The organism is Pseudomonas sp. Au-Pse12 (assembly GCF_021341665.1).
In the GTDB taxonomy this organism is placed as follows: Bacteria; Pseudomonadota; Gammaproteobacteria; order Pseudomonadales; family Pseudomonadaceae; genus Aquipseudomonas.
Genome location: NZ_JAJTTH010000005.1, coordinates 408,625 through 433,927, shown reverse-complemented (window position 1 = coordinate 433,927; position 25,303 = coordinate 408,625). Strand labels below are relative to the sequence as shown.

Here is a 25,303-nt window from a genome sequence, read left to right as displayed (position 1 = left end):
AGGCTCGGCTGACATTACAAATGGCCATTATGCGACAGACGGAACCAGACCGCGCGCGACCCCAGCCCCCTCGTCTATACGCAGAGCCTTGATCTAGAGCCGCCAAACCACCCAAAGAGTTTTTGTTGCCGGATGGCCTTCATACACATATCGTTACAAAACTGTTCAGCGTGCAGCCTCGTGCCCCGACTTTGCAGTAAGGGACGCATAACGACCAGGGATTGCTAACAAGACAGCCAAAGTGAGTGCAAAAAATGTCCACGACCACGGGCAAAGGCAAGGCGATCTTTCGCGTTGTCAGCGGCAACTTCCTCGAGATGTTCGACTTCATGGTCTACGGCTTCTACGCCACGGCAATCGCCAAGACCTTCTTTCCTGCCGACAGTGCCTTCGCCTCGCTGATGCTGTCCCTGGCGACCTTCGGCGCCGGCTTCCTGATGCGCCCCCTGGGGGCGATTTTCCTGGGTGCCTATATTGACCGTCACGGCCGCCGCCAGGGCCTGATCATCACCCTGGCACTGATGGCCGCGGGTACGGTGCTGATAGCCTGCGTGCCGGGCTACGCCACTCTCGGCGTCGCCGCGCCCCTGCTGGTATTGCTGGGCCGCCTGCTGCAAGGCTTTTCCGCCGGCGTCGAACTGGGCGGTGTGTCGGTCTACCTGGCCGAGATCTCGACCCCTGGCCGCAAGGGCTTTTTCGTCAGTTGGCAGTCGGCCAGCCAACAGGCGGCGGTGGTGTTCGCCGGCTTGCTGGGGGTGGGCCTGAACCACTGGCTGAGCCCCGAGCAAATGGGCGACTGGGGCTGGCGCGTGCCGTTCCTGGTGGGCTGCATGATTGTTCCGGCGATCTTCATGATCCGTCGTTCCCTGGAGGAAACCCCAGAGTTCCAGGCCCGCAAACATCGCCCTTCGCTGCAGGAAATCGTCCGCTCCATCGGTCAGAACTTCGGCATCGTCATCGCCGGCATGGCCTTGGTGGTCATGACCACCGTGTCCTTCTACCTGATCACCGCCTACACCCCGACCTTCGGCAAGGCTGAGCTGCACCTGTCGGACTTCGACGCACTGCTGGTGACCGTGTGCATCGGCCTGTCGAACTTCTTCTGGCTGCCGGTGATGGGCTCGCTGTCGGACAAGGTCGGGCGCAAGCCGCTGCTGCTGGGCGCGACCATCCTGGCGATCTTTACCGCTTACCCGGCGCTGTCCTGGCTGGTGGCCAACCCCAGCTTCAGCCATCTGCTGATCGTCGAACTGTGGCTGTCCTTCCTCTATGGCTCGTATAACGGCGCCATGGTGGTGGCCCTGACTGAAATCATGCCGGTGGAAGTGCGCACCACGGGTTTCTCCCTGGCCTACAGCCTGGCGACCGCAACCTTCGGCGGCTTCACTCCGGCGGCCTGCACCTACCTGATCCACGTCCTGGGCAACCAGGCCGCACCGGGCATCTGGCTCAGCGGCGCAGCCGTGCTGGGGCTGATTGCGACGCTGGTGCTGTTCCGTGGCAACCGCCACGAACTGCGTACCGCGCAGGCGGCTGGCAGCGCCTGACAGCCAGCTTCACCAACGAGCTGGCGCCGGCCTTCCAGGCGCAAGCCACAAACAAAAACGCCCCGACGAGTCGGGGCGTTTTCATTTCAGCTGTCGCTTAGCGTGGGAACGCTGGCGGGTTGACCCCAGCCATGTCTTCCATCACGCGCACGACCTGGCAGCTGTAACCGAACTCGTTGTCGTACCAGACGTACAGAACAACGCGGTTGTCCTGAACGATGGTCGCTTCAGCGTCGACCACACCGGCGTGGCGCGAGCCCACGAAGTCGGTGGACACCACTTCCTGCGAGTTGACGAAGTCGATCTGCTTGTGCAGGTCGGAGTGCAGCGCCATGTAGCGCAGGTACTCGTTCATCTCTTCACGGGTGGCGGCTTTCTCGAGGTTCAGGTTGAGAATGGCCATCGACACGTTCGGCGTTGGAACGCGGATCGCGTTACCGGTCAGCTTGCCGGCCAGCTCAGGCAGGGCCTTGGCAGCAGCAGTGGCCGCACCGGTTTCGGTGATCACCATGTTCAGCGCGGCGCTACGACCACGGCGATCGCCCTTGTGGAAGTTGTCGATCAGGTTCTGGTCGTTGGTGTACGAGTGAACGGTTTCGACGTGACCGTTGATGATGCCGAACTTGTCATTCACAGCCTTCAGCACCGGCACGATGGCGTTGGTGGTGCAGGAAGCGGCGGAGATGATCTTGTCTTCAGCGGTAATTTCGCTGTGGTTGATACCGTGAACGATGTTCTTCAGCTTGCCCTTGCCAGGCGCGGTCAGAACAACGCGGTCGATACCCGGGCAGGCCAGGTGTTGACCCAGACCATCGGCGTCACGCCATACACCGGTGTTGTCCACCAGCAGCGCGTTCTTGATCCCGTACTGGGTGTAGTCCACCTCGGTCGGGTTCTTCGCGTAGATCACCTGGATCAGGTTGCCGTTGGCGGTGATGGTGTTGTTTTCTTCGTCGATGGTGATGGTGCCATTGAACGAACCGTGTACCGAGTCGCGACGCAGCAGGCTGGCGCGCTTGGTCAGGTCGTTTTCGGCGCCTTTGCGCACCACGATGGCGCGCAGGCGCAGGCCGTCGCCGCCACCGGTTTTCTCGATCAGGATGCGCGCCAGCAGACGGCCGATACGACCGAAGCCGTACAGGACAACGTCAGTGCCTTTGCGGGCCGAAGCATTTTGCTGGCCCACGACATCAGCCAGTTCTTCGCGAACGAATTGCTCGGCGGTACGGCCGTTGCCTTCGTTGCGGAATTTGAACGCCAACTTGCCCAGGTCTACCGAAGCCGCGCCGAGCTTGAGCTCGCTCATGGCCTTGAGCAGTGGGAATGTTTCGTGGACGGAGAGTTCGCTGTCGTCGGAGGAGCGATGGCGAGCAAAGCGATGAGCTTTGAGAATCGCGATGACAGACTGGTTGATCAGGCTGCGGCCATAGATCGAGCTCACCACATTGTTATTGCGGTAGAGCTGACCGATAAGCGGAATCATCGCTTCTGCGAGTGCTTCACGGTCGATCCATTCACCAAGACACTGGTCGGGCTTCTGAGTCACGGGAACCTTCCACATGTAGGGGCAGAAAAAAGGGGCTACATTATGCCGCCCAGTTCCTGCCGTAGCAATGCGCGCCTGTCGTGCGGAACGTAACAAAAAGGCCTTGCAAAAAAACACCACTGTGCTGGAGGCCAGTAAAACCGTGGCTTCCAGCAGCGTCAATTTTTTGGACAGCTTATCAGCCTGTCTGTAACCCTCCGTAACACCAGCCGGATTCGGCACTACATTTCCGCCCAAAAGGCACATTTTGTTGTCATAGCCACTACATTTGCCCTGAGCGGCGTAATAGACGCATCAGCCACTGACAGTGGCCACCCGGGGCCGTTACAATTACCGACTTTCGTCGCAACGCTTGGAGCTTGACCGTCCGTGCCCGTCCTGCGTCTACCGCTACTCCCTGCCGCCGCCGGTAAACAGCATTGGGGCAACCTGCCCGGTGCCGCCCTGAGCCTGGCCATCGCCGAAGCCGCCAGCGCTGCCAAGCGCTTTACCCTCCTGTTGACCGCCGACAGCCAAAGCGCTGACCGGCTGGAACAGGAGCTGAGCTTCTTCGCCCCGGACCTGCCGGTGCTGCATTTCCCCGATTGGGAAACCCTGCCCTACGACCTGTTCTCGCCGCACCAGGACATCATTTCCCAGCGCATCGCCAGCCTCTACCGGCTGCCGGAGCTGGAGCACGGCGTGCTGGTGGTGCCGATCACCACCGCCCTGCATCGCCTGGCGCCGACCCAGTTCCTGCTGGGCAGCAGCCTGGTGCTGGATGTCGGCCAGAAGCTTGATGTGGAACAGATGCGCACGCGCCTGGAAGCCACTGGCTATCGCTACGTCGACACGGTCTACGAGCACGGCGAATTCACCGTGCGCGGCGCGCTGATCGACCTGTTCCCCATGGGCAGCAAGCTGCCCTATCGCATCGACCTGTTCGATGACGAAATCGAAACCCTGCGCACCTTCGATCCAGAGAACCAGCGTTCCATCGACAAGGTCGACTCGGTGCGCCTGCTGCCGGCCAAGGAATTCCCGCTACAGAAAGAAGCGGTGACCCGCTTCAAGGCGCGCTTTCGCGAACGCTTCGACGTGGATTTCCGCCGCTGCCCGATCTTCCAGGACCTGAGCAGCGGGATCACCCCGGCCGGCATCGAGTACTACCTGCCGCTGTTCTTCGAAGAAACGTCGACCCTGTTCGATTACCTGCCCCAGGACACCCAGGTGTTCTCCCTGCCGGGCATCGAACAGGCCGCGGAAAACTTCTGGAACGACGTACGCAACCGCTATGAAGAACGCCGCGTTGATCCTTCGCGGCCACTGCTGCCGCCGGCGGAGCTGTTCCTGCCCGTGGAGGACTGCTTTGCCCGCCTGAAGAACTGGCCGCGAGTGGTGGCCAGCCAGCAGGACATCGAAACCGGTGTCGGTCGCGAACGCTTCCCGGCCCACGAATTGCCCAACCTGGCCATCGAGGCCAAGGCCAACCAGCCGCTGGCGGCGCTCTCGGGCTTCCTCGACGAGTTCCCCGGCCGGGTGTTGTTCACCGCCGAATCCGCCGGCCGCCGGGAAGTGCTGCTGGAACTGCTGGAACGCCTCAAGCTGCGCCCCAAGACCGTCGACAGCTGGCCGGACTTCGTCGCCAGCAAGGAGCGCCTGGCGATCACCATCGCGCCCCTGGACGAAGGCCTGGTGCTGGATGATCCGGCCCTGGCCCTGGTGGCCGAAAGCCCATTGTTCGGCCAGCGGGTGATGCAGCGCCGGCGCCGGGAAAAACGCGCCGACGCCAACAACGACGCTGTGATCAAGAACCTCACCGAGCTGCGCGAAGGCGCGCCGGTGGTGCACATCGACCACGGTGTCGGCCGCTACCTGGGCCTGGCGACCCTGGAGATCGACAACCAGGCCGCCGAGTTCCTGACCCTGGAGTACGCCGAAGGCGCCAAGCTCTACGTGCCCGTGGCTAACCTGCACCTGATCGCCCGCTACACCGGCAGCGACGACGCCCTGGCGCCGTTGCACCGCCTGGGCTCGGAAGCCTGGCAGAAAGCCAAGCGCAAGGCCGCCGAGCAAGTCCGCGATGTGGCCGCCGAGCTGCTGGACATCTATGCCCGCCGCGCTGCCCGCGAAGGTTACGCGTTCGCCGATCCGAAGGCCGACTACGCCACCTTCAGCGCCGGCTTCCCCTTCGAGGAAACCCCGGACCAGCAGAGCACCATCGAAGCGGTGCGCGAGGACATGCTTTCCGGTAAACCGATGGACCGTCTGGTGTGCGGCGACGTCGGCTTCGGCAAGACCGAAGTGGCCATGCGCGCCGCTTTCATTGCGGTCCACGGCGGCAAGCAGGTGGCGATCCTGGTGCCCACCACCCTGCTCGCCCAGCAGCACTACAACAGCTTCCGCGACCGCTTCGCCGACTGGCCGGTGACCGTGGAAGTGATGAGCCGCTTCAAGTCGGCCAAGGAAGTGAACGCCGCGGTGGCGGACCTGGCCGAAGGCAAGATCGACATCGTCATCGGCACCCACAAGCTGCTGCAGGACGATGTGAAGATCAAGAACCTGGGGCTGGTAATCATCGACGAAGAACACCGCTTCGGCGTGCGCCAGAAAGAACAGCTCAAGGCCCTGCGCAGCGAAGTCGACATCCTCACCCTGACCGCCACGCCGATCCCGCGGACCCTGAACATGGCGGTCTCGGGCATGCGCGACCTGTCGATCATCGCCACCCCGCCGGCCCGCCGCCTATCGGTGCGAACCTTTGTCATGGAGCAGAACAAGAGCACGGTCAAAGAGGCCCTGCTGCGTGAACTGCTGCGTGGCGGCCAGGTGTATTACCTGCACAACGACGTGAAGACCATCGAGAAATGCGCCGCCGAGCTGGCCGAACTGGTGCCCGAAGCCCGGATCGGCATCGGCCACGGGCAGATGCGCGAACGCGAACTCGAACAGGTGATGAGCGACTTCTACCACAAGCGCTTCAACGTGCTGATCGCCTCGACCATCATCGAGACCGGGATCGACGTGCCCAGCGCCAACACCATCATCATCGAGCGTGCCGACAAGTTCGGCCTGGCCCAGCTGCACCAGTTGCGCGGCCGGGTCGGGCGCAGCCACCACCAGGCCTACGCGTACCTCTTGACGCCGCCGCGCCAGCAGATCACCCCGGACGCGGAAAAGCGCCTGGAGGCCATCGCCAACACCCAGGACCTGGGGGCCGGCTTTGTCCTGGCCACCAACGACCTGGAGATCCGCGGCGCCGGCGAACTGCTGGGCGACGGCCAGAGCGGGCAGATCCAGGCCGTGGGCTTCACCCTGTATATGGAGATGCTCGAGCGCGCGGTAAAAGCCATCCGCAAGGGCGAACAGCCGAACCTCGACCAGCCCCTGGGCGGCGGTCCGGAAATCAACCTGCGCCTGCCGGCGCTGATCCCCGAGGACTACCTGCCAGATGTGCACGCGCGCCTGATCCTCTACAAGCGCATAGCCTCGGCCACCGACGAAGACGGCCTGAAGGACCTGCAGGTGGAGATGATCGACCGCTTCGGCCTGCTGCCCGAGCCGACCAAGAACCTGATCCGCCTGACCCTGCTGAAACTCCAGGCCGAAACCCTGGGGATCAAGAAGGTCGATGGCGGCCCGCAAGGCGGGCGTATCGAGTTCGCCGCGGACACTCCGGTAGACCCCATGGCGCTGATCAAGCTGATCCAGGGCCAACCCAAACGCTACAAATTCGAAGGCGCAACGCTGTTCAAGTTCATGGTGCCGATGGAACGCCCGGAAGAGCGCTTTAATACATTGGAGGCACTGTTTGAACGCCTCACCCCGAAAACTGCTTGAAGGACGCCCCATGCGCCTGTTCCGCTCCTTGACCCTGCTCCTGGCCCTGGTCGCGCCAACGGCCTTTGCCGACGACCTGTACCAGGTGGAAATGATCCTTGTCCGGCAGAACGCCGAGCCGCAGATCATCAGCCGCGCCGCGCCGGAAGACTGGGCCGCCGGCGCTCAACACCTGAGCCCCGACAGCCAGCGCACGCCCTCCCTGGGCGGGATCGTCGACAAGCTCAACGCCAGTGGCAACTACAGCGTGCTGCTGCACAAGGCCTGGCAACAGACCCTGGGGGAAAACCCGGTCAAGGTGGCCCTCAGCGACGGCCCCGAACAGTTCGGCCAATTCCCCATCGAAGGCACCCTGAACCTCAAGCTCGGGCGCTTCACCGATGTCGACGCGGACTTCTGGATCAACCAGATCGACAGCAATGGCCTGGTCACCAGCAGCGAGCGCCTGAAACAGCAAAGCCATACCAAGAATGGCCAGCTCAACTACCTGGACAACGGCCACCTGGCGCTGCTGATCAAGATCACTTCGCTGACCGCTCCAGCGCCGCGCCCTGCTCCAACTGAAATTCCGGACTGATCGAAGTCCCTATGACCCCGCCCCTGACCAAACCCCTGGCCCCGTCCTGGGTCAACCGCTTCAAGGAACAAGCCTTGGAGCGCGGCCGGCGTTACGCCCTGGAAAAGCGCGTACGCATCGCCACGGCCGGAGACAGCGCTATCACTGCCAGCTGTGAAGGCTCCGGCGACCACGTCTACCGACAAACCATTACCCTGCGCGAATCGAGCAAGGGCAACCTGCTGCTGATCGACGCCCACTGCACGTGCCCGGTCCACAGTAACTGCAAACACGTTGCCGCGGTGCTGCTGCAGGTGGAGGAAACCCTGGCCTATCCGGCAGCGGCCCAAGACGCCGAGCTGCTGGAAAAGCTCTCGGCGGTGCTCGACAGCCGGCGCCCCGCCGCCCTGCCCCAGGTGCTGCTGGAGGACGTGCGCCCAATACCGCGCCTGTGGCTGGCGAGCATCGAGTTCAGCGCCTTCGAACCGCGCAACGGCAAGATACAGCGTTATATCCAGCACCGCGCCGCGCTGTCGTTCAACTACAACGGTGAGTACGTCAGCGGGCAGAAAAACGCCGATGTGATCATCCGCCAGGAACACCAAAGCCTGCGCATCAAGCGCCAGCCCGAGCTGGAGCAAGGCTGGCGCGAACAGTTGCGCGGCCTGGGCTTCAAGATCGCCACCCGGCAGAGCAAGGCGCTACCGGAAAGCGCCGGCGAGCTGTTCGAGATGGTCAATGACAGCGCCTGGCTGACGTTCACCCTGAATGAACTGCCCAAGCTGCGCAGCCAGGACTGGGAGCTGCAGATCGACGACGGTTTCGGCTTCGACCTGACCGCGGTGGACGATTGGTACGCCAGCGTCGACGAGGCCCCGGGCCGCGACTGGTTCGACCTGGAACTGGGGATCATCGTCAACGGCGAGCGCCTGAGCCTGCTGCCGATCCTGCTCAACCTGATGCGCTCGCACACCGAGATTCTCAACCCGGAGCGCCTGGCCAAGCGCCGCGACGACGAGCTGATCCTGGTGAACATTCCCAACCGGCCCAACTCGCTGCACGGGCCGCTGCAAGTGGCGCTGCCCTATGGCCGCCTGAAGCCGGTGCTGGCAACCCTGGGCGAGTTCTACCTGCAGGAACCCGGTGAAACCACCCTGCGCCTGAGCAGCGCCGATGCCACCCGCCTCAACCCGCTGCAGGAACTGCCGCTGCTGTGGGAAGGCGGCGAACACATTCGCACCTTCGCCCAGCGCCTGCGGGACATCCGCGACTATTCGGCGCCTGCGCCACCAGGCCTGAATGCCACCCTGCGCCCCTACCAGCTCGAGGGCCTGAGCTGGATGCAGTCCCTGCGCCAATTGGAAGTGGGCGGCATCCTGGCCGACGACATGGGCCTGGGCAAGACCCTGCAGACCCTGGCGCACATTCTCAGCGAGAAGCAAGCCGGACGCCTGGACCGGCCGTGCATGGTGGTGATGCCCACCAGCCTGATTCCCAACTGGCTGGACGAGGCGGCGCACTTCACCCCGCAACTCAAGGTTCTGGCGCTGTACGGCGCGGGGCGCAAGAAACACTTCGCGCAACTGGCCGACTACGACCTGCTGCTGACCACCTATGCACTGCTGCCCAAGGACGTCGAACTGCTGGCCGCGCAACCCTTGCATGTACTGATCCTCGATGAGGCCCAGTACATCAAGAACCCCTCGAGCAAGGCCGCCCAGGCCGCCCGCGAACTGAACGCCCGGCAGCGCCTGTGCCTGTCCGGCACGCCCCTGGAAAACCACCTGGGAGAGCTCTGGTCGCTGTTCCACTTCCTGTTGCCGGGCTGGCTTGGCGATGCCAAGAGCTTCAATCGCGACTATCGGGTGCCGATCGAAAAACACGCCAGTGAAGTGCGCCTGCAACACCTCAACGGCCGGATCAAACCCTTCCTGCTGCGCCGCACCAAGGAGCAAGTGGCCACCGAGCTGCCGCCCAAGACCGAGATCATCCACTGGGTCGAGCTCAACGAGGCGCAACGTGATGTCTACGAAACCATGCGCCTGGCCATGGACAAGAAAGTCCGCGACGAAATCACCCGCAAAGGCGTGGCCCGCAGCCAGATCATCATTCTTGAAGCGCTGCTCAAGCTGCGCCAAGTGTGCTGCGACCTGCGCTTGGTCAATGACTCGCCACCGGCACGGGGCAGCTCGTCGGGCAAACTCGACAGCCTGATGGAGATGCTTGAGGAGCTGTTTGAAGAGGGCCGGCGGATCCTGCTGTTCTCACAGTTCACCTCGATGCTGAGCCTGATCGAGGCCGAACTGAAACGACGCAACATCGCCTACGCCCTGCTCACCGGCCAGACCCGGGATCGGCGCACGCCGGTGCGGGATTTCCAGAGCGGCAAGCTGCAGATTTTCCTGATCAGCCTCAAGGCCGGCGGGGTCGGCCTCAACCTGACGGAGGCCGACACCGTGATCCACTACGACCCCTGGTGGAACCCGGCCACCGAGAGCCAGGCCACCGACCGCGCCTATCGCATTGGCCAGGAGAAGCCGGTGTTCGTCTACAAGCTGATTGCTCGAGGCACGGTGGAAGAGAAGATCCAGCACCTGCAACAGGAAAAATCCGACCTGGCGGCAGGCGTGCTGGACGGGCGCAAGGCCGGTGACTGGAAGTTGCAGAGCGACGACATCGAAGCGCTGTTCGCGCCACTACCGGACAACAAGGGCGGCCGCTAAGGCAGCCCGATCACCCAGGCACCAGGGTATCCCGGGCGCCTCCTGCCAGGTACCTCAGTCGATCAGCTGAGCGTCCTTGAGTGCGCCCAGCGCCGTCAGCCAACGTGGGTCCTGCTTGTATTCGAGGTTGGCGAAGGCCTGACCACGCATCCGTGCAATCCGCGGCGATGGCTGTACCTTGAGGCGCTGTACGGCGCTCAGGGCCAGCTCCGCGGCAGCCCGGTCGTTGCACACCAAGCCCATGTCACAACCGGCGGACAACGCGGCCTCGATCCGGCTCGCCGCATCCCCGACGACATGTGCGCCGGCCATCGACAGGTCGTCACTGAAAATCACCCCGTCAAATTGCAGCTCACCACGCAGGATGTCCTGCAACCAGTAGCGGGAGAAACCAGCGGGCTGGGGGTCGACCTGCGGGTAGATGACGTGCGCCGGCATCACCGCCGCCAGCTGCCGACTCAAGCGGGCGAAGGGCAGCAGGTCCTTGGCGCGAATTTCATCCAGGCTGCGCTCGTCATTGGGAATCGCCACATGGGAGTCGGCCTCGGCCCAGCCATGTCCGGGAAAGTGCTTGCCGGTAGCGGCCATGCCGGCGCTGTTCATGCCGCGGATAAAGGCTCCGGCGAGCACTGCCGCCTGCTCGGGATCGCCTTCAAAAGCGCGGCTGCCCACCACCGCACTGCGCTGGTGGTCGAGATCCAGGACCGGGGCGAAGCTCAGGTCCAGGCCTACTGCCAGGACCTCGGTGGCCATGATCCAGCCGCACTGTTCGGCCAGATACTCGGCATTCGGGTTGTCAGCCAGGGCCCGCATGGCCGGCAGACGCACAAAGCCCTGGCGCAGACGCTGCACCCGACCACCCTCCTGGTCCACCGCCAACAGCACGTCCGGGCGAATGGCCCTGATCGCCGCACACAACTCACGCACCTGGCGCGGGTGCTCGATATTGCGCGCAAAGATAATCAACCCACCGACCTGCGGCTGGCGCAGGAGTTGGCGATCTTCGGCCGTCAGCCAGGTACCGGCAACGTCCACCATCAAAGAGCCTTGCAGGCCTGCAGTCATAGAAATTCCTTAAGCACTACGATGGCTTCCAGGCAACGCCGACGAGGCCGCATCCACTGGGATGCAACCGGAGCAAGCAGCGTCGGCACAAGGAAGGCACGGGGATATGAAACGAGAATCGGCATGGGCGGCTAGCTTAGCGGATGTAAGCAGTCGCGCCCACCCGCGGGATCACGCCTTGGCAGCTGCCGGAGCGGTTTTGCTGCGCGGCTTGAGCTGGGCGCTGGCCATGGCTTCATCGGTGACGCCGGTTTCGGCACGCATGCCGGCGGCGAGGAATGGAACCATCAAGCGCATCACCTGTTCGATGGAGGTGTTGACCCCGAAATCGGTTTCGGCAATCGCCCGCAGCGCCTTGATCCCGGACATGCTGAACGCTGCCGCACCCAGCATGAAGTGCACGCGCCAGAACAATTCGATGGGTGGAATGCGCGGTGCCGCCTCGTTGACCAACAGCATGTAGCGCCGGAACACCTTGCCGTACATGTCTTCCAGGTAACGTCGCAAATGCCCCTGGCTCTGGCTGAAGGCCAGCCCCAGCAGGCGCATGAAGATCGACAGGTCGTTACCGCTGCGTGGTTGCACCACCAACGCCTGCTCAACGAGGATTTCCAGCAACTCCTCCAGGCTTGGCTTGTTTTCCGGCTTGGACTGGCGACGCTCCAGCTCACGATCAAGGCTGATGCAGAACGGCCCGAGGAAGCGCGAGAACACCGCCTGGATCAGGGCCTTCTTGGAACCGAAATGATAGTTGACTGCTGCCAGGTTGACCCCGGCCTTGCTGGTGATCAGCCGCAACGAGGTTTCGGCAAAACCTTTTTCCGCGAACAACTGCTCGGCAGCATCGAGAATGCGTTCAACGGTTTCCGACTGGGCCATGGCTACTCCGCCTGACAAACACTTGTTTGAAACATACGTTTCAGGCTCCGCAATGTCAAGCCTGCGAGCCTCTGCAAAGGCCCTTCGGCGCGCTATTTAATCACACCTGCCGGCCCCTGTAGCCAGGATTGCGGCGCCAGAATGACAACCGTCCGACCACCCCGGGAAAAAGGAGGATTGCCAAGCGACGTTCACTGTATATAATCCCAGTCACTGTATAAAAAGACAGAGCGATCGACATGCTAAAACTGACGCCACGCCAAGCTGAGATTCTGGCTTTTATCAAACGCTGCCTTGAAGACAACGGCTACCCGCCGACCCGTGCGGAAATCGCCCAGGAGCTGGGGTTCAAATCCCCCAACGCGGCTGAAGAACACCTCAAGGCCCTGGCCCGCAAGGGCGCCATCGAAATGACCCCTGGCGCCTCTCGCGGGATCCGCATCCCCGGCTTCGAGGCCAAGGCCGACGACACACTGCCGATCATCGGCCGAGTCGCCGCTGGCGCGCCAATCCTGGCCCAACAGCACATCGAAGAGTCCTGCAACATCAATCCGGCCTTCTTCCACCCTCGCGCCGACTACCTGCTGCGGGTCCACGGCATGAGCATGAAGGATATCGGCATCTTCGACGGCGACCTGCTGGCGGTGCACACCACTCGTGAGGCCCGCAATGGCCAGGTCGTGGTCGCGCGCATCGGCGACGAAGTCACGGTCAAGCGCTTCAAGCGCGAAGGCAGCAAGGTCTGGCTGATCGCCGAGAACCCTGAGTTCGCCCCTATCGAAGTCAACCTGAAAGATCAGGAGCTGGTGATCGAAGGCTTGAGTGTCGGCGTCATTCGCCGCTAAAGGAGGCTCCATGCAGTTCCCCCACACACCACAGCAAGCACAACTGCCACTGTTCGAAGCGTTCCTGGCCCAGCCATTGGCGCCCGCCCTCAAGGAAGTGGTCGAATCGCCCTGGAACAAAGATCCAGAAGCCTTCAGCGAACTGTCGTTACGCGGCGCCGCCGGGAACTGCCTGAACCTCCTGGCCCCCATCCTCCGGGAACTCAGCCAGGATCAGGATGCCCGCTGGCTGACCTTGATCGCGCCCCCTTCCAGCCTGACCCAGAGCTGGCTACGGGACGCTGGGCTGAATCGCGAACGGATCCTGCTGCTGCACCCTCGCGGCAACCAGAGCCCGCAACAGCTCGCCTGCGAAGCCTTGCGCCTGGGCCGTAGCCATACCGTAGTCAGCTGGTTGAACCCACTGAGTGCCAGCGCACGACAACAGTTGACGACTGCCGCACGCACTGGCGATGCGCAAAGCCTGAATATTCGCCTGGGATAAAACACCGGGAAAGCGTGGGATTGACGCTGGAATGACACCAGGCTTCTCCAGGATTGAGAAGCCGAAACAAATACGACGAATGACCGGAATAAAACCGATAGACGGGCTTAGTGCAGAACCCGAGGGCCGTCTTCCTTGTCGATTTCGCCTTCAACCAGTCGGCCAGCCATCTGTACACCAACGCTCAACATGGCCTTGGCCACTTCCACGTGCTGACCTTGAAGAAACGCTTTGGCATCCTCGGAGAAATCCAAAGTAACCAGAGAACCCTCGTCCTCAGCTCTGCGCAGCTCGATACGGCCGTCTGGCAACTCGACAATTTCTAGAAAGGACGTTGGCATAAAGGTCTGGTCTCCACGAAAGGGCGGGATTATATCAGTCATCACCCGCGCCCCGCTCAGGATCTTGCATCGAAATCACCGCCATTCGACTGGCATTGCCTCCCTGCCCCATGCAACAAATACCGAGCCGCACTCTCCCAAACGGCTTGAAAACACTGTTCAGAAATTCGGTTTGTATTCAAAACCCGCTGCCGCCTCGCTGTCGGAGAACGGTGCGATCAGCGACTTTTTCAGGGTCAATCGATTGATCACAGAACCGGGAAACAACTGAATGGAGTTGTTGAAATGCTCCACATTCTGGTTGAACAGGGTAATGGCCCCGCCGATATTGCCCTCCTGCTCGGCAACCTCACGCATCAGATTGCTCAACAGTTCGGCGGACTTGAGATCAGGGTAGGCTTCAAACGCGAGATTCAAACCACCCAGCAATGCCTTGGCGCCCTGGCTGACCGACTTGAGCGCATCGCCATCGGCGGCGGACGGCAAACTGCCAATCGCACTGCGCAGCCCAACTATCTTCTCCAGCAACTGGCTTTCATAAGCCTGGAAACCCGCCACTTGCGGCTCGAGCATATCCAGCACCTTGATCCGCTGGCGCTGGTAGGTCAGCACATCCGACCAGGCACGCTGGGCGCGGTTGTACGCGCCGACAATCTTGTTGTAGTGCACATAGGCAAGAACACCTAAGGCAATCGCGATGACCAGCAACACATCCATACTCTACCGCTCCATTTCGTCAGCGACCTTCAATGGAAGGTCGAAGTTGTTGTCGTGCAACTCTGCCAGTTCATGCACCAGGGCCAGCACCGGAAACAAGTTCGGCAGCTCTAGCCCTTGCTCGATATTCGCGTAAAAGTTCGCTAGATCCGCAAACGTGCCCGGGTCTTTGTAGGCCATGACCTCGGCATCATCGAAACTCAGGCATAAATGGCCCTCGCTGGAGAACTCCAGGTTCACCCTCTTCAGCCGCCGACAAAGCTTCAGTAGAAAAGCCAGGGTCGTGGGCGTCGCAAACTTGGCACAGGCCAGCTCGCTGTCACCGGTGAAACTGAAGGTTCTGTTGAAGTCATCAGAAGTGGTTTCGAAGACCTTGCATGTTGTGCGCTTTTTATCCGGCAGATAACTGCGCACCTTCACGCCGCTGGCCCAGGGAAAATCCACCACCAGACTGAAGCGATCGAAGCTCTCGTATACCCGCTCACTCTCGCCATCGGATTTCGACTTGTAGTGGGAATTCACATAGCACAGATGATGAAAGACAAAGGCCAACTGATGCCGCGCACCCTGATAGACGCCCCTGGCCGAAGCCTCAATACGGCGACTGTCATTGCCGCGGTCATAATCCTCGAACTCGCTGCTCAGCTGCGTGAAACGCTCTTCGGCAGTTCCTCCCGGATCCCAAAGACCATTGGTGAGGAATGAACATTTGCGGGCTATTTTCTTCGGCAGCTCATCTAACACCGCTGTGCGAGCCATCCAGGTGTACAGGCAGGCAAAACCCAGACACGCCGTCACGAACCACATCCAGACCACCCCTGCCATGGCTGGGATTGCCGAGACAATGGCCAGCATCAACAGCAGCCAGGACTGGGCATGGTCGAACTCCAGCCCTCCCTTGAAGGACTGGAGCCTGGCGATGACCTGTAACAGGTCATCGTTGCTCCTGGCCCGCGCCACCTCCGCGTTACTGGTGATCAGCAACTGCGTCAACTCCGCGTCGCGCCTGAGAAACTGCATCACGCTTCCTTAATCAATTCGCCGATTTCAGAAACCTCTGGAAAAGCGGCAGGCACATGCCCCTCGTGCAATTCCGCCAGTCGATGCATCAGCCCCAGCAGTGGATACAACCTCGGCAACTCGATGCCAGCCTTGATTCGCTCGCGAAACGCCGACAGATCATTCAGAGACCCAAGATCGGCATGGACCATGATGTCTTCATTGTCGAAACTCAGGCACAGCCGGCCCTGGCTGGAGAACTCCAGATTGACTCGATCAAGGTGGCGCGAAAGCTCCATCAGGAGACTCAGGGTCGCGGGGGTAGCGAAGTGCTCGCAAGAGGCCTGGTCATTGCCACGCAGCACAAAGGTCTGATTGAAATCGGCGCAGTCCGTCTTGAATGGCTGCCCCGCCAGCGGTACTTCCAGGGGGCTGGAGCGAACCGCAATGTCTCTCACCCAGGGAAAGTCCAGCACCAGACTGTAGCGGTTGTACGTCTCATAGACCGCTCTGGAATCCCCGCTGGCGTCGCGTTCACGCCTGGAGTTCACGTACTGCAGATGGTGATACTCGTACGCCAACGAGTGCCGAGGGCCCTGGGAAAAGCCCTGGAGCGAGTCCACGATACGCCGCCGCTCACGCTCATTGCCCCGCTGGTAATCGGTGAACTCGTTGTCCAGCCTTTTCAGGTGCCAGACGGCATTGGTGTCGAATTCACTCAGCTCATGGCAAAACATCAAGCACTTGCGGGCGATGCTCGCCGCCAGATCCGTCAACGACCCAGAAACCCTTTTACTGACGCGATAACTGAAGAAACAAAGCGCCAGAAAGACCCAGAACATCCCGCCCATGCCATCCATCAACAACGCCGCAGCGAGCGAGGCAAAAGCCAGCACCAGGAGGGCTATCGACTGCACATGATCGAATTCCAGCCCGCCAGGGAATACCTCGAGCCTGTCGAGCACCTCCAGCAGATCCGCATTGGACTGGGCATGAGCGACCCGCATGCGGCAATCACTCAGCAGGCGCACCAGCGCCTGGTCACGCAAGAAGAACAACATGAATCTTCCTTGATCAGTTAAACGCGCCGCGAATCAAGCGGCGCTCAGGCTCAGCACTCGTTCAAGCCATCGCGAAAACGTATGGCCAGGGCCTTGAGGTTCTGCCGCCAGCTTTCCAACTCTGCTCGGCTCAACTCCTGCTCCGGCTCTTCTTCATCCAGGTTGACCGCCACGATCAGTGGCTGAGTCACGTCGCCCTTGGGCTTGTGCGGTGCTCGCGGCGGTTGAAACAGTTCGCTGTAAGCAGTCAGCAGTTGTGCCAGCCAGGTTTGCGGGCTCTGCGCCAATTCCGCCAGCTCCGCCAGCTCGGGAATGGCGATGCTTTCCAGCACTTCACGATTGAGAATCTGCTCGACTCGGGCGGCATTGGCCTGTGGCAACCTGTAGAACCCGGCAATCTCATGGCAAAGCCCCAGCAAGGCCCCGTACAGGTGGAACAGCACCGACTCACGTCCCGCCTGGACCTGCGCCTGGGCATTCATCGCCCGCCCCTCTTCAGCCCGCGCCAGGGTTTCGAGCGACAGGCCAGCAAAGTAGATTTTCTGATTGGTACGGGTATAGAGCTCGTGGGCCATATAGGCAGCCTCCACTGCGAGATGAGAACCAGATGCAGACGGCACAGTTTCAGGGATCACTCCGGCTGGCCGCAAGCAAAACAAAGGCCGCATGACCCCAAAGGGATCATGCGGCCTTGTTGATCGACGCGCCGAGAAACAGGCCCTCGGCGGCGCAAGCGCTTAGCGCTTGTCCTCGACCTTCCATTTACCGCCGTCGTAGAACGCACGCCAGCCAGTCGGCTTGCCGTCGACTTCGGTCTGCACGTACTGCTCCTTGGTCTTGCGGCTGTAGCGCACCACCGCCGGACGACCGTCCGGGTCCTTCTGCGGAGCTTCGCAGAGGAAGTGGTACTTCGGATCGATCTCGTCCTTGTGCGGGATCAGCTCAAGCACCAGCGGGGCACGGGTCTCGCGGTTTTTCGGGAACTGGCTGGCCGCCAGGAACAGGCCCGAAGCGCCATCGCGCAGGATGTAGGTGTCGTTGACCTTCTCGCACTTGAGCTCGGGCATCTTCACCGGATCCATCTTCGGCGGCGCCGCGTCGCCGCTTTTCAGCAGCTTGCGGGTGTTCTTGCAAGTCGCATTGGTGCACCCGAAGAACTTGCCGAAGCGGCCGGTCTTGAGCTGCATCTCGCTGCCGCACTTGTCGCATTCCAGGCTCGGGCCTTCATAGCCCTTGATCCGGTAGCTGCCCTCTTCGATCTCGTAGCCGGCGCAATCCGGGTTGTTGCCGCAGATGTGCAGCTTGCGCTTTTCATCCAGCAGGTAAGCGTCCATCGCCGTGCTGCAGATAGGACAACGGTGCTTGCCGCGCAGGACCAGGGATTCCGATTCGCCCTCGTCGTCCGCGGCGATCTCGTCGCCCGGCACCAGGTTGACGGTGGCCTTGCAACGCTCCTTGGGTGGCAGGCTGTAGCCCGAGCAACCGAGGAACACACCGGTGGAGGCAGTACGAATCTGCATTGGCCGGCCGCAGGTCAGGCATGGAATATCAGTCATCACCGGCTGGTTGGCGCGCATGCCGCTTTCGGCGCCCTCGGCCACTTCGAGCTTCTTCTTGAAGTCGCCATAGAACTCGTCGAGAACGTTCTTCCAGTCGCGCTCTCCCTGGGCCACGTCATCGAGGTTCTCTTCCATGCCGGCGGTGAAGCCGTAGTCCATGAGATTGGAGAAGCTCTCGGAAAGACGCTCGGTGACGATGTCGCCCATCTTTTCCGAGTAGAAACGACGGTTGTGCAGGGTCACGTAGCCGCGATCCTGAATCGTGGAAATGATCGCGGCATAGGTCGAAGGACGACCGATACCGCGTTTTTCCATTTCCTTCACCAGGCTGGCTTCGGAGTAACGCGCCGGCGGCTTGGTGAAGTGCTGGCTCGGATCGAGCTTGATCAGCTTCAGCACTTCGCCCTGGGCCATCTCCGGCAGCACATCGTCGTCGCCCGGCTTGGCCATTTGCGGCATCACACGGGTGTAACCGTCGAACTTGAGGATACGGCCCTTGGCACGCAGCTCGAAGTCTCCAGCGGCGACACTGACGGTGGTGGAGAGGTATTGCGCCGGCAGCATCTGGCAGGCAACGAACTGACGCCAGATCAGCTCATAGAGGCGCTCAGCGTCACGTTCCATGCCCGACAGCTTGCTCGGATGGGTATTCACGTCAGACGGACGAATCGCTTCGTGCGCCTCCTGAGCACCCTCCTTGCTGCTGTAGACGTTAGGCGAGGCCGGCAGGTACTTGTTGCCGAATTCCTCTTCGATATAAGTCCGCGCCATCGCCACGGCATCCGCCGAGAGGTTGGTGGAGTCGGTACGCATATACGTGATGTAGCCAGCTTCATACAGACGCTGCGCCATCATCATGGTCTTCTTCACCCCGAAGCCCAGGCGGTTGCTCGCCGCTTGCTGCAGGGTGGAAGTGATGAACGGCGCCGACGGCTTGCTGCTGGTGGGCTTGTCTTCACGCTTGGCGACGCTGTAGGCCGAGGCCTTGAGCTTTTCCAGGGCGGCCATGGCCTGGGTTTCGTTGAGCGGCTTGAAGGCTTCGCCGTTTTCACGGGCCACTTCAAAACGTACGTTCGAACCCTTGGCGGTGCCCAGGTCAGCGTGAACTTCCCAATATTCTTCGGGGATGAAGGCACGAATCTCGCGCTCGCGCTCCACCACCAGCTTCACGGCTACCGACTGCACGCGACCGGCGGACAGGCCACGGGCAATCTTCGCCCACAGCAGCGGCGAAACCATGTAGCCCACCACGCGGTCGAGGAAGCGCCGTGCCTGCTGGGCATTGACTCGGTGAATGTCCAGCTCGCCCGGCTGGGAAAAGGCTTCCTGGATCGCCTTCTTGGTGATCTCGTTGAACACCACGCGTTTGTAGCGGCTGTCATCACCGCCAATGGCTTCGCGCAGGTGCCAGGCAATGGCTTCCCCTTCGCGGTCCAAGTCCGTTGCGAGATAGATGGTGTCGGCATCCTTGGCAAGGCGGCGCAGCTCTTCGATGACCTTTTCCTTGCCAGGAAGGATTTCGTACTTGGCTTTCCAGCCGTGCTCGGGATCGACGCCCATGCGTGACACCAGCTGCTTGCGCGCTTTTTCCTTGGGCGACAAGGCAGGGGCTTCGCCCGCAGCGGCCTTGCCACGCTTGGCGGCTGGCTCTTTGGCGGCACTCGCCGAACCGCTGGTGGGCAGGTCTCGGATATGGCCGATACTCGACTTCACCACGTATTGGTTGCCCAAGTACTTGTTGATGGTCTTGGCCTTAGCCGGGGATTCCACAATGACCAGCGATTTGCCCATGGATCGGAAAATTCCTGAATTCGAGAAGTGAAAGGCGGTTGGCGCCTGACGCGGCACCGCTATATATAGTGGCAACAGGGTGAGGTCAAGCGCAGGGTACTGCGCGCCCCATGCTTATGCCGGTGAAAAAAGACTGGGTTCGGCTTGCACCAAAGCAAAGCGCGGGACCTGCTCGCCGTCAACTTCGACCGACTCCAGGAACATGCTCAAGGGCCGCACCCAAAAGCCGTAATCCCCATACAGGGCTTGGTAGAACACCACTTCTTCTTCCGTTTCCGAGTGCCGCGCCACGCTGAAAACGCGGTACTGCGGCCCCTTGTAATGCTGATAGAGCCCGGGTTGTAACTGCATGCTCTGGCCCTCGTGCAATGTTCAAAAATAAAAAACAAACAAATCTTCAGAAAAACAAAAACCGGGGCACTGGGCCCCGGCTTCCATCAACCCAACGCTTAAACGCGTTCGAAGACGGTCGAGATGCCCTGGCCAAGGCCGATGCACATGGTGGACACACCGAAGGTGCCGCCATTCTGCTTCATGACGTTGAGCAGGGTCCCGGAGATACGTGCACCGGAGCAACCGAACGGGTGACCCAGGGCGATCGCGCCGCCGTGCAGGTTAACCTTCTCGTTCATCTTGTCGAGCACTTTCAGATCTTTCAGCACTGGCAGGGCCTGTGCAGCGAAAGCTTCGTTGAGCTCGAAGAAGTCGATATCGTTGATGCCCAGGCCCGCGCGCTTCAGGGCTTTCTGCGTGGCCGGTACTGGACCATAGCCCATGATCGCCGGATCCACACCCGCCACTGCCATCGAACGAATCACCGCCATCGGCTGGATGCCCAGGTCCTGGGCACGCTGCGCCGACATCACGATCATGCACGAGGCACCGTCGGTGATCTGCGACGAAGTACCGGCAGTCACGGTCCCCCCTTTGGGGTTGAACGCCGGCTTCAGGGCCGCCAGGCTCTCCAGGGTGGTCTCGGGACGGATGGTTTCGTCGTAGTCGAACAGTTTCAGGAAACCGTTCTCGTCGTAACCCTGCATCGGGATGATCTCGTCCTTGAACTTGCCTTCCACGGTCGCCTTGTGGGCGAGCTGGTGGGAACGCACGCCAAAGGCGTCCTGCTGCTCACGGGTGATGCCGTGCATCTTGCCCAGCATCTCGGCGGTCAAGCCCATCATGCCCGAGGCCTTGGCGGCGTACAGGGACATGTGCGGGTTCGGATCGACACCGTGCATCATGCTCACGTGCCCCATGTGCTCGACGCCGCCGACCACGAACACGTCACCGTTGCCGGTCATGATCGCTTGCGCGGCAGTGTGCAGGGCACTCATGGACGAACCACACAGACGGCTGACAGTCTGGCCAGCCGAAGTGTGCGGGATCTGGGTCATCAGCGACGCCATGCGCGCGATGTTCCAGCCTTGTTCCAGGGTCTGGTTGACGCAGCCCCAGATCACATCCTCGACTTCCGCCGGGTCAACCTTGGTGTTGCGCTCCAGCAGTTTGCTGATCAGGTGCGCCGACATGTCTTCGGCGCGGGTGTTGCGGTGCATGCCGCCCTTGGAGCGGCCCATCGGAGTACGACCGAAGTCGACAATCACGACGTCTCTAGGATTCAAGCTCATATGTTCACTCTCGCTCTAGTGTGGGGCGCTTAACCGAAGAAGCTCTGGCCGTTCTTGGCCATTTCACGCAGCTTCGCGGTGGGGTGGTACAGCGCGCCCAGATCGGCGTACTGGTCGGCCAGGGCAACGAACTCGGCAACACCGATGGAATCGATGTAGCGCAGCGCACCGCCACGGAATGGAGGGAAGCCAATACCGTAGACCAGGCCCATGTCCGCTTCGGCAGCGGTTTCGACGATGCCGTCTTCCAGGCAACGAACGGTTTCCAGGCACAGCGGGATCATCATCCAGTTGATGATGTCTTCGTCAGTGACTTCACGCTGCTCGTAGACGATCGGCTTGAGCACTTCCAGCACCGATGGATCGGCAACCTTCTTCTGTTTGCCGCGCTTGTCGGTTTCGTAGGCGTAGAAGCCCTTGCCGTTCTTCTGGCCCAGGCGCTTGGCTTCGTAGAGCACGTCCACGGCCGAGCGGCGATCGTCCTTCATGCGGTCCGGGAAACCTTCAGCCATGACGTCGCGACCGTGGTGGCCAGTGTCAATGCCAACCACGTCCATCAGGTACGCCGGGCCCATTGGCCAGCCGAATTTTTCCATGATCTTGTCGATGCGCACGAAGTCCACACCGGCGCTGACCAGCTTGGCGAAACCGCCGAAGTACGGGAACAGGACGCGGTTGACCAAAAAGCCCGGGCAGTCGTTGACCACGATCGGGTTTTTGCCCATTTTCTTGGCGTAGGCAACGGTGGTGGCAACGGCCAGCTCGCTGGACTTCTCGCCACGGATCACTTCCACCAGCGGCATCATGTGCACCGGGTTGAAGAAGTGCATGCCGACGAAGTTTTCCGGACGCTTGAGGGCCTTGGCCAGCAGGCTGATGGAAATGGTCGAAGTGTTGGACGCCAAGATGGTGTCCTCCTTGACCTGACCTTCCACTTCAGCCAGCACGATCTGCTTGACCTTGGGGTTCTCGACCACGGCTTCGACCACCAGGTCGACGTTGCCGAAATCGCCGTAGGACAGGGTCGGACGAATGCCGTTGAGCACTTCAGCCATCTTCGCCGCGGTCATGCGGCCTTTATCAACGCGACCGACCAGCAGTTTCGCGGCTTCCGCCAGACCCTGCTCGATACCGTGCTCGTTGATGTCCTTCATCAGGATCGGCGTGCCTTTGGACGCCGACTGGTAGGCGATGCCGCCACCCATGATGCCAGCCCCGAGTACCGCAGCCTGCTTCACGTCCTTGGCGATTTCGTCGTAGGCCTTGGCCTTTTTCTTCAGTTCCTGATCGTTCAGGAACAAGCCGATCAGGCTCTGTGCGGCAGAGGTCTTGGCCAGTTTGACGAAGCCTGCGGCTTCCACTTCCAGGGCCTTGTCGCGGCCGAAGTTGGCGGCCTTCTGAATGGTCTTGATCGCTTCAACAGGCGCCGGATAGTTCGGGCCGGCCTGACCTGCGACGAAACCCTTGGCGGTTTCGAAGGTCATCATCTGCTCAATGGCGTTGAGCTTGAGCTTTTCCAGCTTCGGCTGGCGCTTGGCCTTGTAGTCGAACTCACCGGAAATGGCGCGCTTGACCAGGGCCAGAGCGGCTTCCTTGAGCTTCTCGGGAGCAACTACCGCATCAACGGCACCAACTTTCAGCGCGTCTTCAGCACGGTTTTCCTTGCCGGCGGCAATCCACTCGATGGCGTTGTCGGCACCGATGAGGCGCGGCAGGCGCACCGTACCGCCGAAGCCCGGGTAGATACCCAGCTTGACTTCCGGCAGGCCGATCTTGGCGCTGGCAGCCATGACGCGGTAATCCGCCGCCAGGCACATTTCCAGGCCGCCACCCAGGGCGATGCCATTGATCGCGGCGACGGTCGGCACGTTGAGGTCTTCGAAATCGCTGAAGATCTTGTTGGCTTCGAGGTTGCCAGCCACCAGCTCTGCATCCGGCAGCTTGAAGTTGTCGACAAACTCGGTGATGTCGGCGCCGACGATGAATACGTCCTTGCCACTGCTGACGATCACGCCCTTGATCGAAGCATCTGCCTTGATGGTGTCAACAGCCTGACGCAATTCATTCAGGGTTAGACGGTTGAACTTGTTGACGGACTCACCCTTGAGGTCGAAATTCAATTCGACGATGCCACTTTCAAGAGCCTTAACCGTGATGGCTTTACCTTCGTAAATCATCAACTGATCTCCACGATATGGAAGCTGAACAGTACACGTCGGACGCTGACTTCTGGCATGGCACTAACGTCACCGTCGATGCTAACGCCAATCCGCCAGGCACACCCGCCAACGCGATAGTCGGGATTCTGGAAAGAGCCGCCTGCGATGCAAACGCTCATTTCATACGCCCGTTTGATTTGGGTACGCCACATTCAGGGAAAATCCGACAATTGTCAATCGTCCAAAATGCTGTTTGAAACGCGACTTTGCGGTCATTCCAATGTTCCCCGGATGATCAACACGACCCCGCATTTACAGCCATTCATAGGATCAATATTTAGAAAATGCGCCCTAAATCGTCCGGCCGCACGGAGAAAGAGCGACTACGCTGGGAAATATCTGAATTGATAACAGAAGTTTTTTAGCGAAAAGGGGCACGCCCCCTGGGTGACAAGCCACTTCAAGAGTGGCTCAAACGAGATTACCGGCCTGCCTGGCCATCCCGCCCGATGCTGATGTCGGGCTTTTTATTGCCAAGCGTGCGTGATTGCCGCGCACGCCCTTCCCCCTCGAATTCAGGCCAGTGCCTTGAGCAGCGAGGCAATATCCTGCAAAACACTCGCCTCACCGCGCTCGTTCCAGTACAGGGCAATCATCTGTTTGTCCGCTTCAACCTTGAACACTCCCGCCGGCAAGGCCCGCAGATGCTCGAGCAGCGACTCATCGACACAGGGCTCACGCCACTGATTGACCCAATGACCTGGCGCGATCTGCCAATAACTCCAGCACAGTGACTGCCCGCTGCGCCGCGGCCGATGGTACTGCGGGCAAGGGTTGGGCGGCTCCTGGCCCAGCCAGTGCGGCCATTCCTGGGGTGCCAACTGCATGGCCAGGCCCATGCGTCGTGCCTCCATGCGCAAGGCGATCAACCCATTCTGGCGACGCGAGGGCCGCAACCAGGCCAACGGGCTGAGAACTACCGCAAGGATTGACACCACTATCCAGACCGTCATATCTGTACTCTCGATTTTTGATGAGCGGGACCTCGGTCAAACCAACCCGCTTGAAACCAGCCATACTTGAAGCTATTGCAATCCTCAGGAGGAGCGCCTCATGTCCTACCACCATATTTTGGTCGCCGTAGATCTAACCGAAGAGTGCGATCCTGTTATCCACCGCGCTCGCGAGCTGTCGGTGAGCAATGGAGCCAAGCTGTCCCTGGTGCATATTGTCGAACCCATGGCCATGGCCTTCGGTGGCGATGTGCCGATGGATCTTTCGCAGCTGCAGCAGCAACAGTTCGACCAGGCCAGGGAGCGCCTTGATCGGCTGATCAACAAGTACCCGGAACTGACCAAGGAATACAGCCACCTGACCTACGGCCAGCCACGCCAGGAAATCCATCATCTGGCCAAGGAACAGGAATGCGACCTGATCGTGGTCGGCAGCCACGGCCGCCATGGCCTGGCCCTGCTGCTGGGCTCCACCGCCAATGACGTCCTGCACGGCGCTCCGTGCGACGTGCTGGCGGTGCACCTGGCCAAACGCTGACCCAGAACAGGCATCCGCCCGACAACACCCGTTTAT

General features: G+C 61.1%; 20 protein-coding genes. 7 read left to right on the top strand and 13 right to left on the bottom strand.

Going from position 1 to position 25,303, the window contains the following annotated elements:
* Positions 1–254 precede the first annotated feature (254 nt).
* Positions 255–1,547 carry an MFS transporter gene (locus LXM55_RS16925; protein ID WP_233321418.1) on the top strand — a complete coding sequence of 431 codons (1,293 nt, stop codon included), beginning with the start codon at positions 255–257 and terminating at the stop codon, positions 1,545–1,547.
* 97 nt (positions 1,548–1,644) lie between these two features.
* Here LXM55_RS16925 and LXM55_RS16920 read toward each other — a convergent pair whose 3' ends face one another.
* Complete coding sequence (locus LXM55_RS16920) at positions 1,645–3,108, bottom strand: glyceraldehyde-3-phosphate dehydrogenase (RefSeq protein WP_233321417.1); 1,464 nt, start codon at positions 3,106–3,108, stop codon at positions 1,645–1,647.
* A 354-nt stretch (positions 3,109–3,462) separates the two neighbouring features.
* Between LXM55_RS16920 and mfd the strand changes: the two genes are divergently transcribed.
* Genes mfd through LXM55_RS16905 form a run of 3 tightly spaced genes read left to right on the top strand, consistent with a single transcriptional unit; the run spans position 3,463 to position 10,191 of the window.
* Positions 3,463–6,912 carry a transcription-repair coupling factor gene (gene mfd, locus LXM55_RS16915; protein WP_233321416.1) on the top strand — a complete coding sequence of 1,150 codons (3,450 nt, stop codon included), beginning with the start codon at positions 3,463–3,465 and terminating at the stop codon, positions 6,910–6,912.
* A 10-nt stretch (positions 6,913–6,922) separates the two neighbouring features.
* Entirely contained in the window at positions 6,923–7,489 is a 567-nt protein-coding gene (locus LXM55_RS16910; protein ID WP_233321415.1) for a CsiV family protein, read from the top strand.
* Positions 7,490–7,500: 11 nt separating this feature from the next.
* Positions 7,501–10,191, top strand: coding sequence for a DEAD/DEAH box helicase (locus tag LXM55_RS16905; RefSeq protein WP_233321414.1), 2,691 nt, complete (start codon positions 7,501–7,503; stop codon positions 10,189–10,191).
* Between the two features lie 54 nt (positions 10,192–10,245).
* Here LXM55_RS16905 and nagZ read toward each other — a convergent pair whose 3' ends face one another.
* On the bottom strand, positions 10,246–11,244 hold the full coding sequence (gene nagZ / locus LXM55_RS16900) for a beta-N-acetylhexosaminidase (RefSeq protein WP_233321519.1): 999 nt from the start codon (positions 11,242–11,244) through the stop codon (positions 10,246–10,248).
* 183 nt (positions 11,245–11,427) lie between these two features.
* Positions 11,428–12,135 carry a TetR/AcrR family transcriptional regulator gene (locus LXM55_RS16895; RefSeq protein WP_233321413.1) on the bottom strand — a complete coding sequence of 236 codons (708 nt, stop codon included), beginning with the start codon at positions 12,133–12,135 and terminating at the stop codon, positions 11,428–11,430.
* 239 nt (positions 12,136–12,374) lie between these two features.
* Between LXM55_RS16895 and lexA the strand changes: the two genes are divergently transcribed.
* Positions 12,375–12,980: a transcriptional repressor LexA gene (lexA, locus tag LXM55_RS16890; protein WP_233321412.1), complete on the top strand. Its 606-nt coding sequence runs from the start codon at positions 12,375–12,377 to the stop codon at positions 12,978–12,980.
* Between the two features lie 10 nt (positions 12,981–12,990).
* A complete protein-coding gene (sulA, locus tag LXM55_RS16885; protein ID WP_233321411.1) occupies positions 12,991–13,464 on the top strand; it encodes an SOS-induced cell division inhibitor SulA in 474 nt (157 codons plus the stop codon).
* A 107-nt stretch (positions 13,465–13,571) separates the two neighbouring features.
* Here the strand turns inward: sulA and LXM55_RS16880 are convergent, their stop codons facing one another.
* From LXM55_RS16880 to LXM55_RS16835, 10 genes are all read right to left on the bottom strand, one after another.
* Entirely contained in the window at positions 13,572–13,805 is a 234-nt protein-coding gene (locus tag LXM55_RS16880) for a hypothetical protein (RefSeq protein WP_011060267.1), read from the bottom strand.
* A 159-nt stretch (positions 13,806–13,964) separates the two neighbouring features.
* Complete coding sequence (locus tag LXM55_RS16875; protein WP_233321410.1) at positions 13,965–14,522, bottom strand: LemA family protein; 558 nt, start codon at positions 14,520–14,522, stop codon at positions 13,965–13,967.
* 3 nt (positions 14,523–14,525) lie between these two features.
* The gene (locus LXM55_RS16870) at positions 14,526–15,542 is read right to left on the bottom strand and encodes a hypothetical protein (RefSeq protein ID WP_233321409.1); all 1,017 of its coding nucleotides are present in this window, start codon (positions 15,540–15,542) and stop codon (positions 14,526–14,528) included.
* Positions 15,542–16,582, bottom strand: a complete 1,041-nt coding sequence (locus LXM55_RS16865; RefSeq protein WP_233321408.1) for a hypothetical protein — start codon at positions 16,580–16,582, stop codon at positions 15,542–15,544. The genes LXM55_RS16870 and LXM55_RS16865 overlap by 1 nt, the downstream gene beginning before the upstream one ends.
* A gap of 50 nt (positions 16,583–16,632) precedes the next feature.
* Complete coding sequence (locus LXM55_RS16860; protein WP_233321407.1) at positions 16,633–17,157, bottom strand: DUF6586 family protein; 525 nt, start codon at positions 17,155–17,157, stop codon at positions 16,633–16,635.
* Positions 17,158–17,319: 162 nt separating this feature from the next.
* Positions 17,320–19,932, bottom strand: coding sequence for a type I DNA topoisomerase (topA, locus tag LXM55_RS16855; protein ID WP_233321406.1), 2,613 nt, complete (start codon positions 19,930–19,932; stop codon positions 17,320–17,322).
* A gap of 114 nt (positions 19,933–20,046) precedes the next feature.
* A complete protein-coding gene (locus tag LXM55_RS16850) occupies positions 20,047–20,283 on the bottom strand; it encodes a DUF1653 domain-containing protein (RefSeq protein WP_019093731.1) in 237 nt (78 codons plus the stop codon).
* 98 nt (positions 20,284–20,381) lie between these two features.
* The gene (fadA, locus tag LXM55_RS16845; RefSeq protein ID WP_047284962.1) at positions 20,382–21,557 is read right to left on the bottom strand and encodes an acetyl-CoA C-acyltransferase FadA; all 1,176 of its coding nucleotides are present in this window, start codon (positions 21,555–21,557) and stop codon (positions 20,382–20,384) included.
* 29 nt (positions 21,558–21,586) lie between these two features.
* Positions 21,587–23,734, bottom strand: coding sequence for a fatty acid oxidation complex subunit alpha FadB (gene fadB, locus LXM55_RS16840; RefSeq protein WP_233321405.1), 2,148 nt, complete (start codon positions 23,732–23,734; stop codon positions 21,587–21,589).
* Positions 23,735–24,291: 557 nt separating this feature from the next.
* Positions 24,292–24,729 carry a hypothetical protein gene (locus tag LXM55_RS16835; protein WP_233321404.1) on the bottom strand — a complete coding sequence of 146 codons (438 nt, stop codon included), beginning with the start codon at positions 24,727–24,729 and terminating at the stop codon, positions 24,292–24,294.
* A gap of 100 nt (positions 24,730–24,829) precedes the next feature.
* Here LXM55_RS16835 and LXM55_RS16830 point away from each other — a divergent pair, with 100 nt between their 5' ends.
* A complete protein-coding gene (locus LXM55_RS16830) occupies positions 24,830–25,267 on the top strand; it encodes a universal stress protein (RefSeq protein WP_233321403.1) in 438 nt (145 codons plus the stop codon).
* The last annotated feature ends 36 nt before the right edge of the window (positions 25,268–25,303 follow it).

What these genes read in the sequence shown, in the direction of transcription:
- LXM55_RS16850 (WP_019093731.1), bottom strand. Translation starts at nt 20,283, where the DNA reads ATGCAGTTACAACCCGGGCTCTATCAGCATTACAAGGGGCCGCAGTAC.
- LXM55_RS16870 (WP_233321409.1), bottom strand. Translation starts at nt 15,542, where the DNA reads ATGCAGTTTCTCAGGCGCGACGCGGAGTTGACGCAGTTGCTGATCACC.
- LXM55_RS16880 (WP_011060267.1), bottom strand. Translation starts at nt 13,805, where the DNA reads ATGCCAACGTCCTTTCTAGAAATTGTCGAGTTGCCAGACGGCCGTATC.
- LXM55_RS16875 (WP_233321410.1), bottom strand. Translation starts at nt 14,522, where the DNA reads ATGGATGTGTTGCTGGTCATCGCGATTGCCTTAGGTGTTCTTGCCTAT.
- lexA (WP_233321412.1), top strand. Translation starts at nt 12,375, where the DNA reads ATGCTAAAACTGACGCCACGCCAAGCTGAGATTCTGGCTTTTATCAAA.
- LXM55_RS16910 (WP_233321415.1), top strand. Translation starts at nt 6,923, where the DNA reads ATGCGCCTGTTCCGCTCCTTGACCCTGCTCCTGGCCCTGGTCGCGCCA.
- fadB (WP_233321405.1), bottom strand. Translation starts at nt 23,734, where the DNA reads ATGATTTACGAAGGTAAAGCCATCACGGTTAAGGCTCTTGAAAGTGGC.
- LXM55_RS16905 (WP_233321414.1), top strand. Translation starts at nt 7,501, where the DNA reads ATGACCCCGCCCCTGACCAAACCCCTGGCCCCGTCCTGGGTCAACCGC.
- LXM55_RS16920 (WP_233321417.1), bottom strand. Translation starts at nt 3,108, where the DNA reads ATGTGGAAGGTTCCCGTGACTCAGAAGCCCGACCAGTGTCTTGGTGAA.
- fadA (WP_047284962.1), bottom strand. Translation starts at nt 21,557, where the DNA reads ATGAGCTTGAATCCTAGAGACGTCGTGATTGTCGACTTCGGTCGTACT.
- LXM55_RS16865 (WP_233321408.1), bottom strand. Translation starts at nt 16,582, where the DNA reads ATGTTGTTCTTCTTGCGTGACCAGGCGCTGGTGCGCCTGCTGAGTGAT.
- LXM55_RS16860 (WP_233321407.1), bottom strand. Translation starts at nt 17,157, where the DNA reads ATGGCCCACGAGCTCTATACCCGTACCAATCAGAAAATCTACTTTGCT.
- LXM55_RS16925 (WP_233321418.1), top strand. Translation starts at nt 255, where the DNA reads ATGTCCACGACCACGGGCAAAGGCAAGGCGATCTTTCGCGTTGTCAGC.
- sulA (WP_233321411.1), top strand. Translation starts at nt 12,991, where the DNA reads ATGCAGTTCCCCCACACACCACAGCAAGCACAACTGCCACTGTTCGAA.
- LXM55_RS16835 (WP_233321404.1), bottom strand. Translation starts at nt 24,729, where the DNA reads ATGACGGTCTGGATAGTGGTGTCAATCCTTGCGGTAGTTCTCAGCCCG.
- LXM55_RS16830 (WP_233321403.1), top strand. Translation starts at nt 24,830, where the DNA reads ATGTCCTACCACCATATTTTGGTCGCCGTAGATCTAACCGAAGAGTGC.
- topA (WP_233321406.1), bottom strand. Translation starts at nt 19,932, where the DNA reads ATGGGCAAATCGCTGGTCATTGTGGAATCCCCGGCTAAGGCCAAGACC.
- LXM55_RS16895 (WP_233321413.1), bottom strand. Translation starts at nt 12,135, where the DNA reads ATGGCCCAGTCGGAAACCGTTGAACGCATTCTCGATGCTGCCGAGCAG.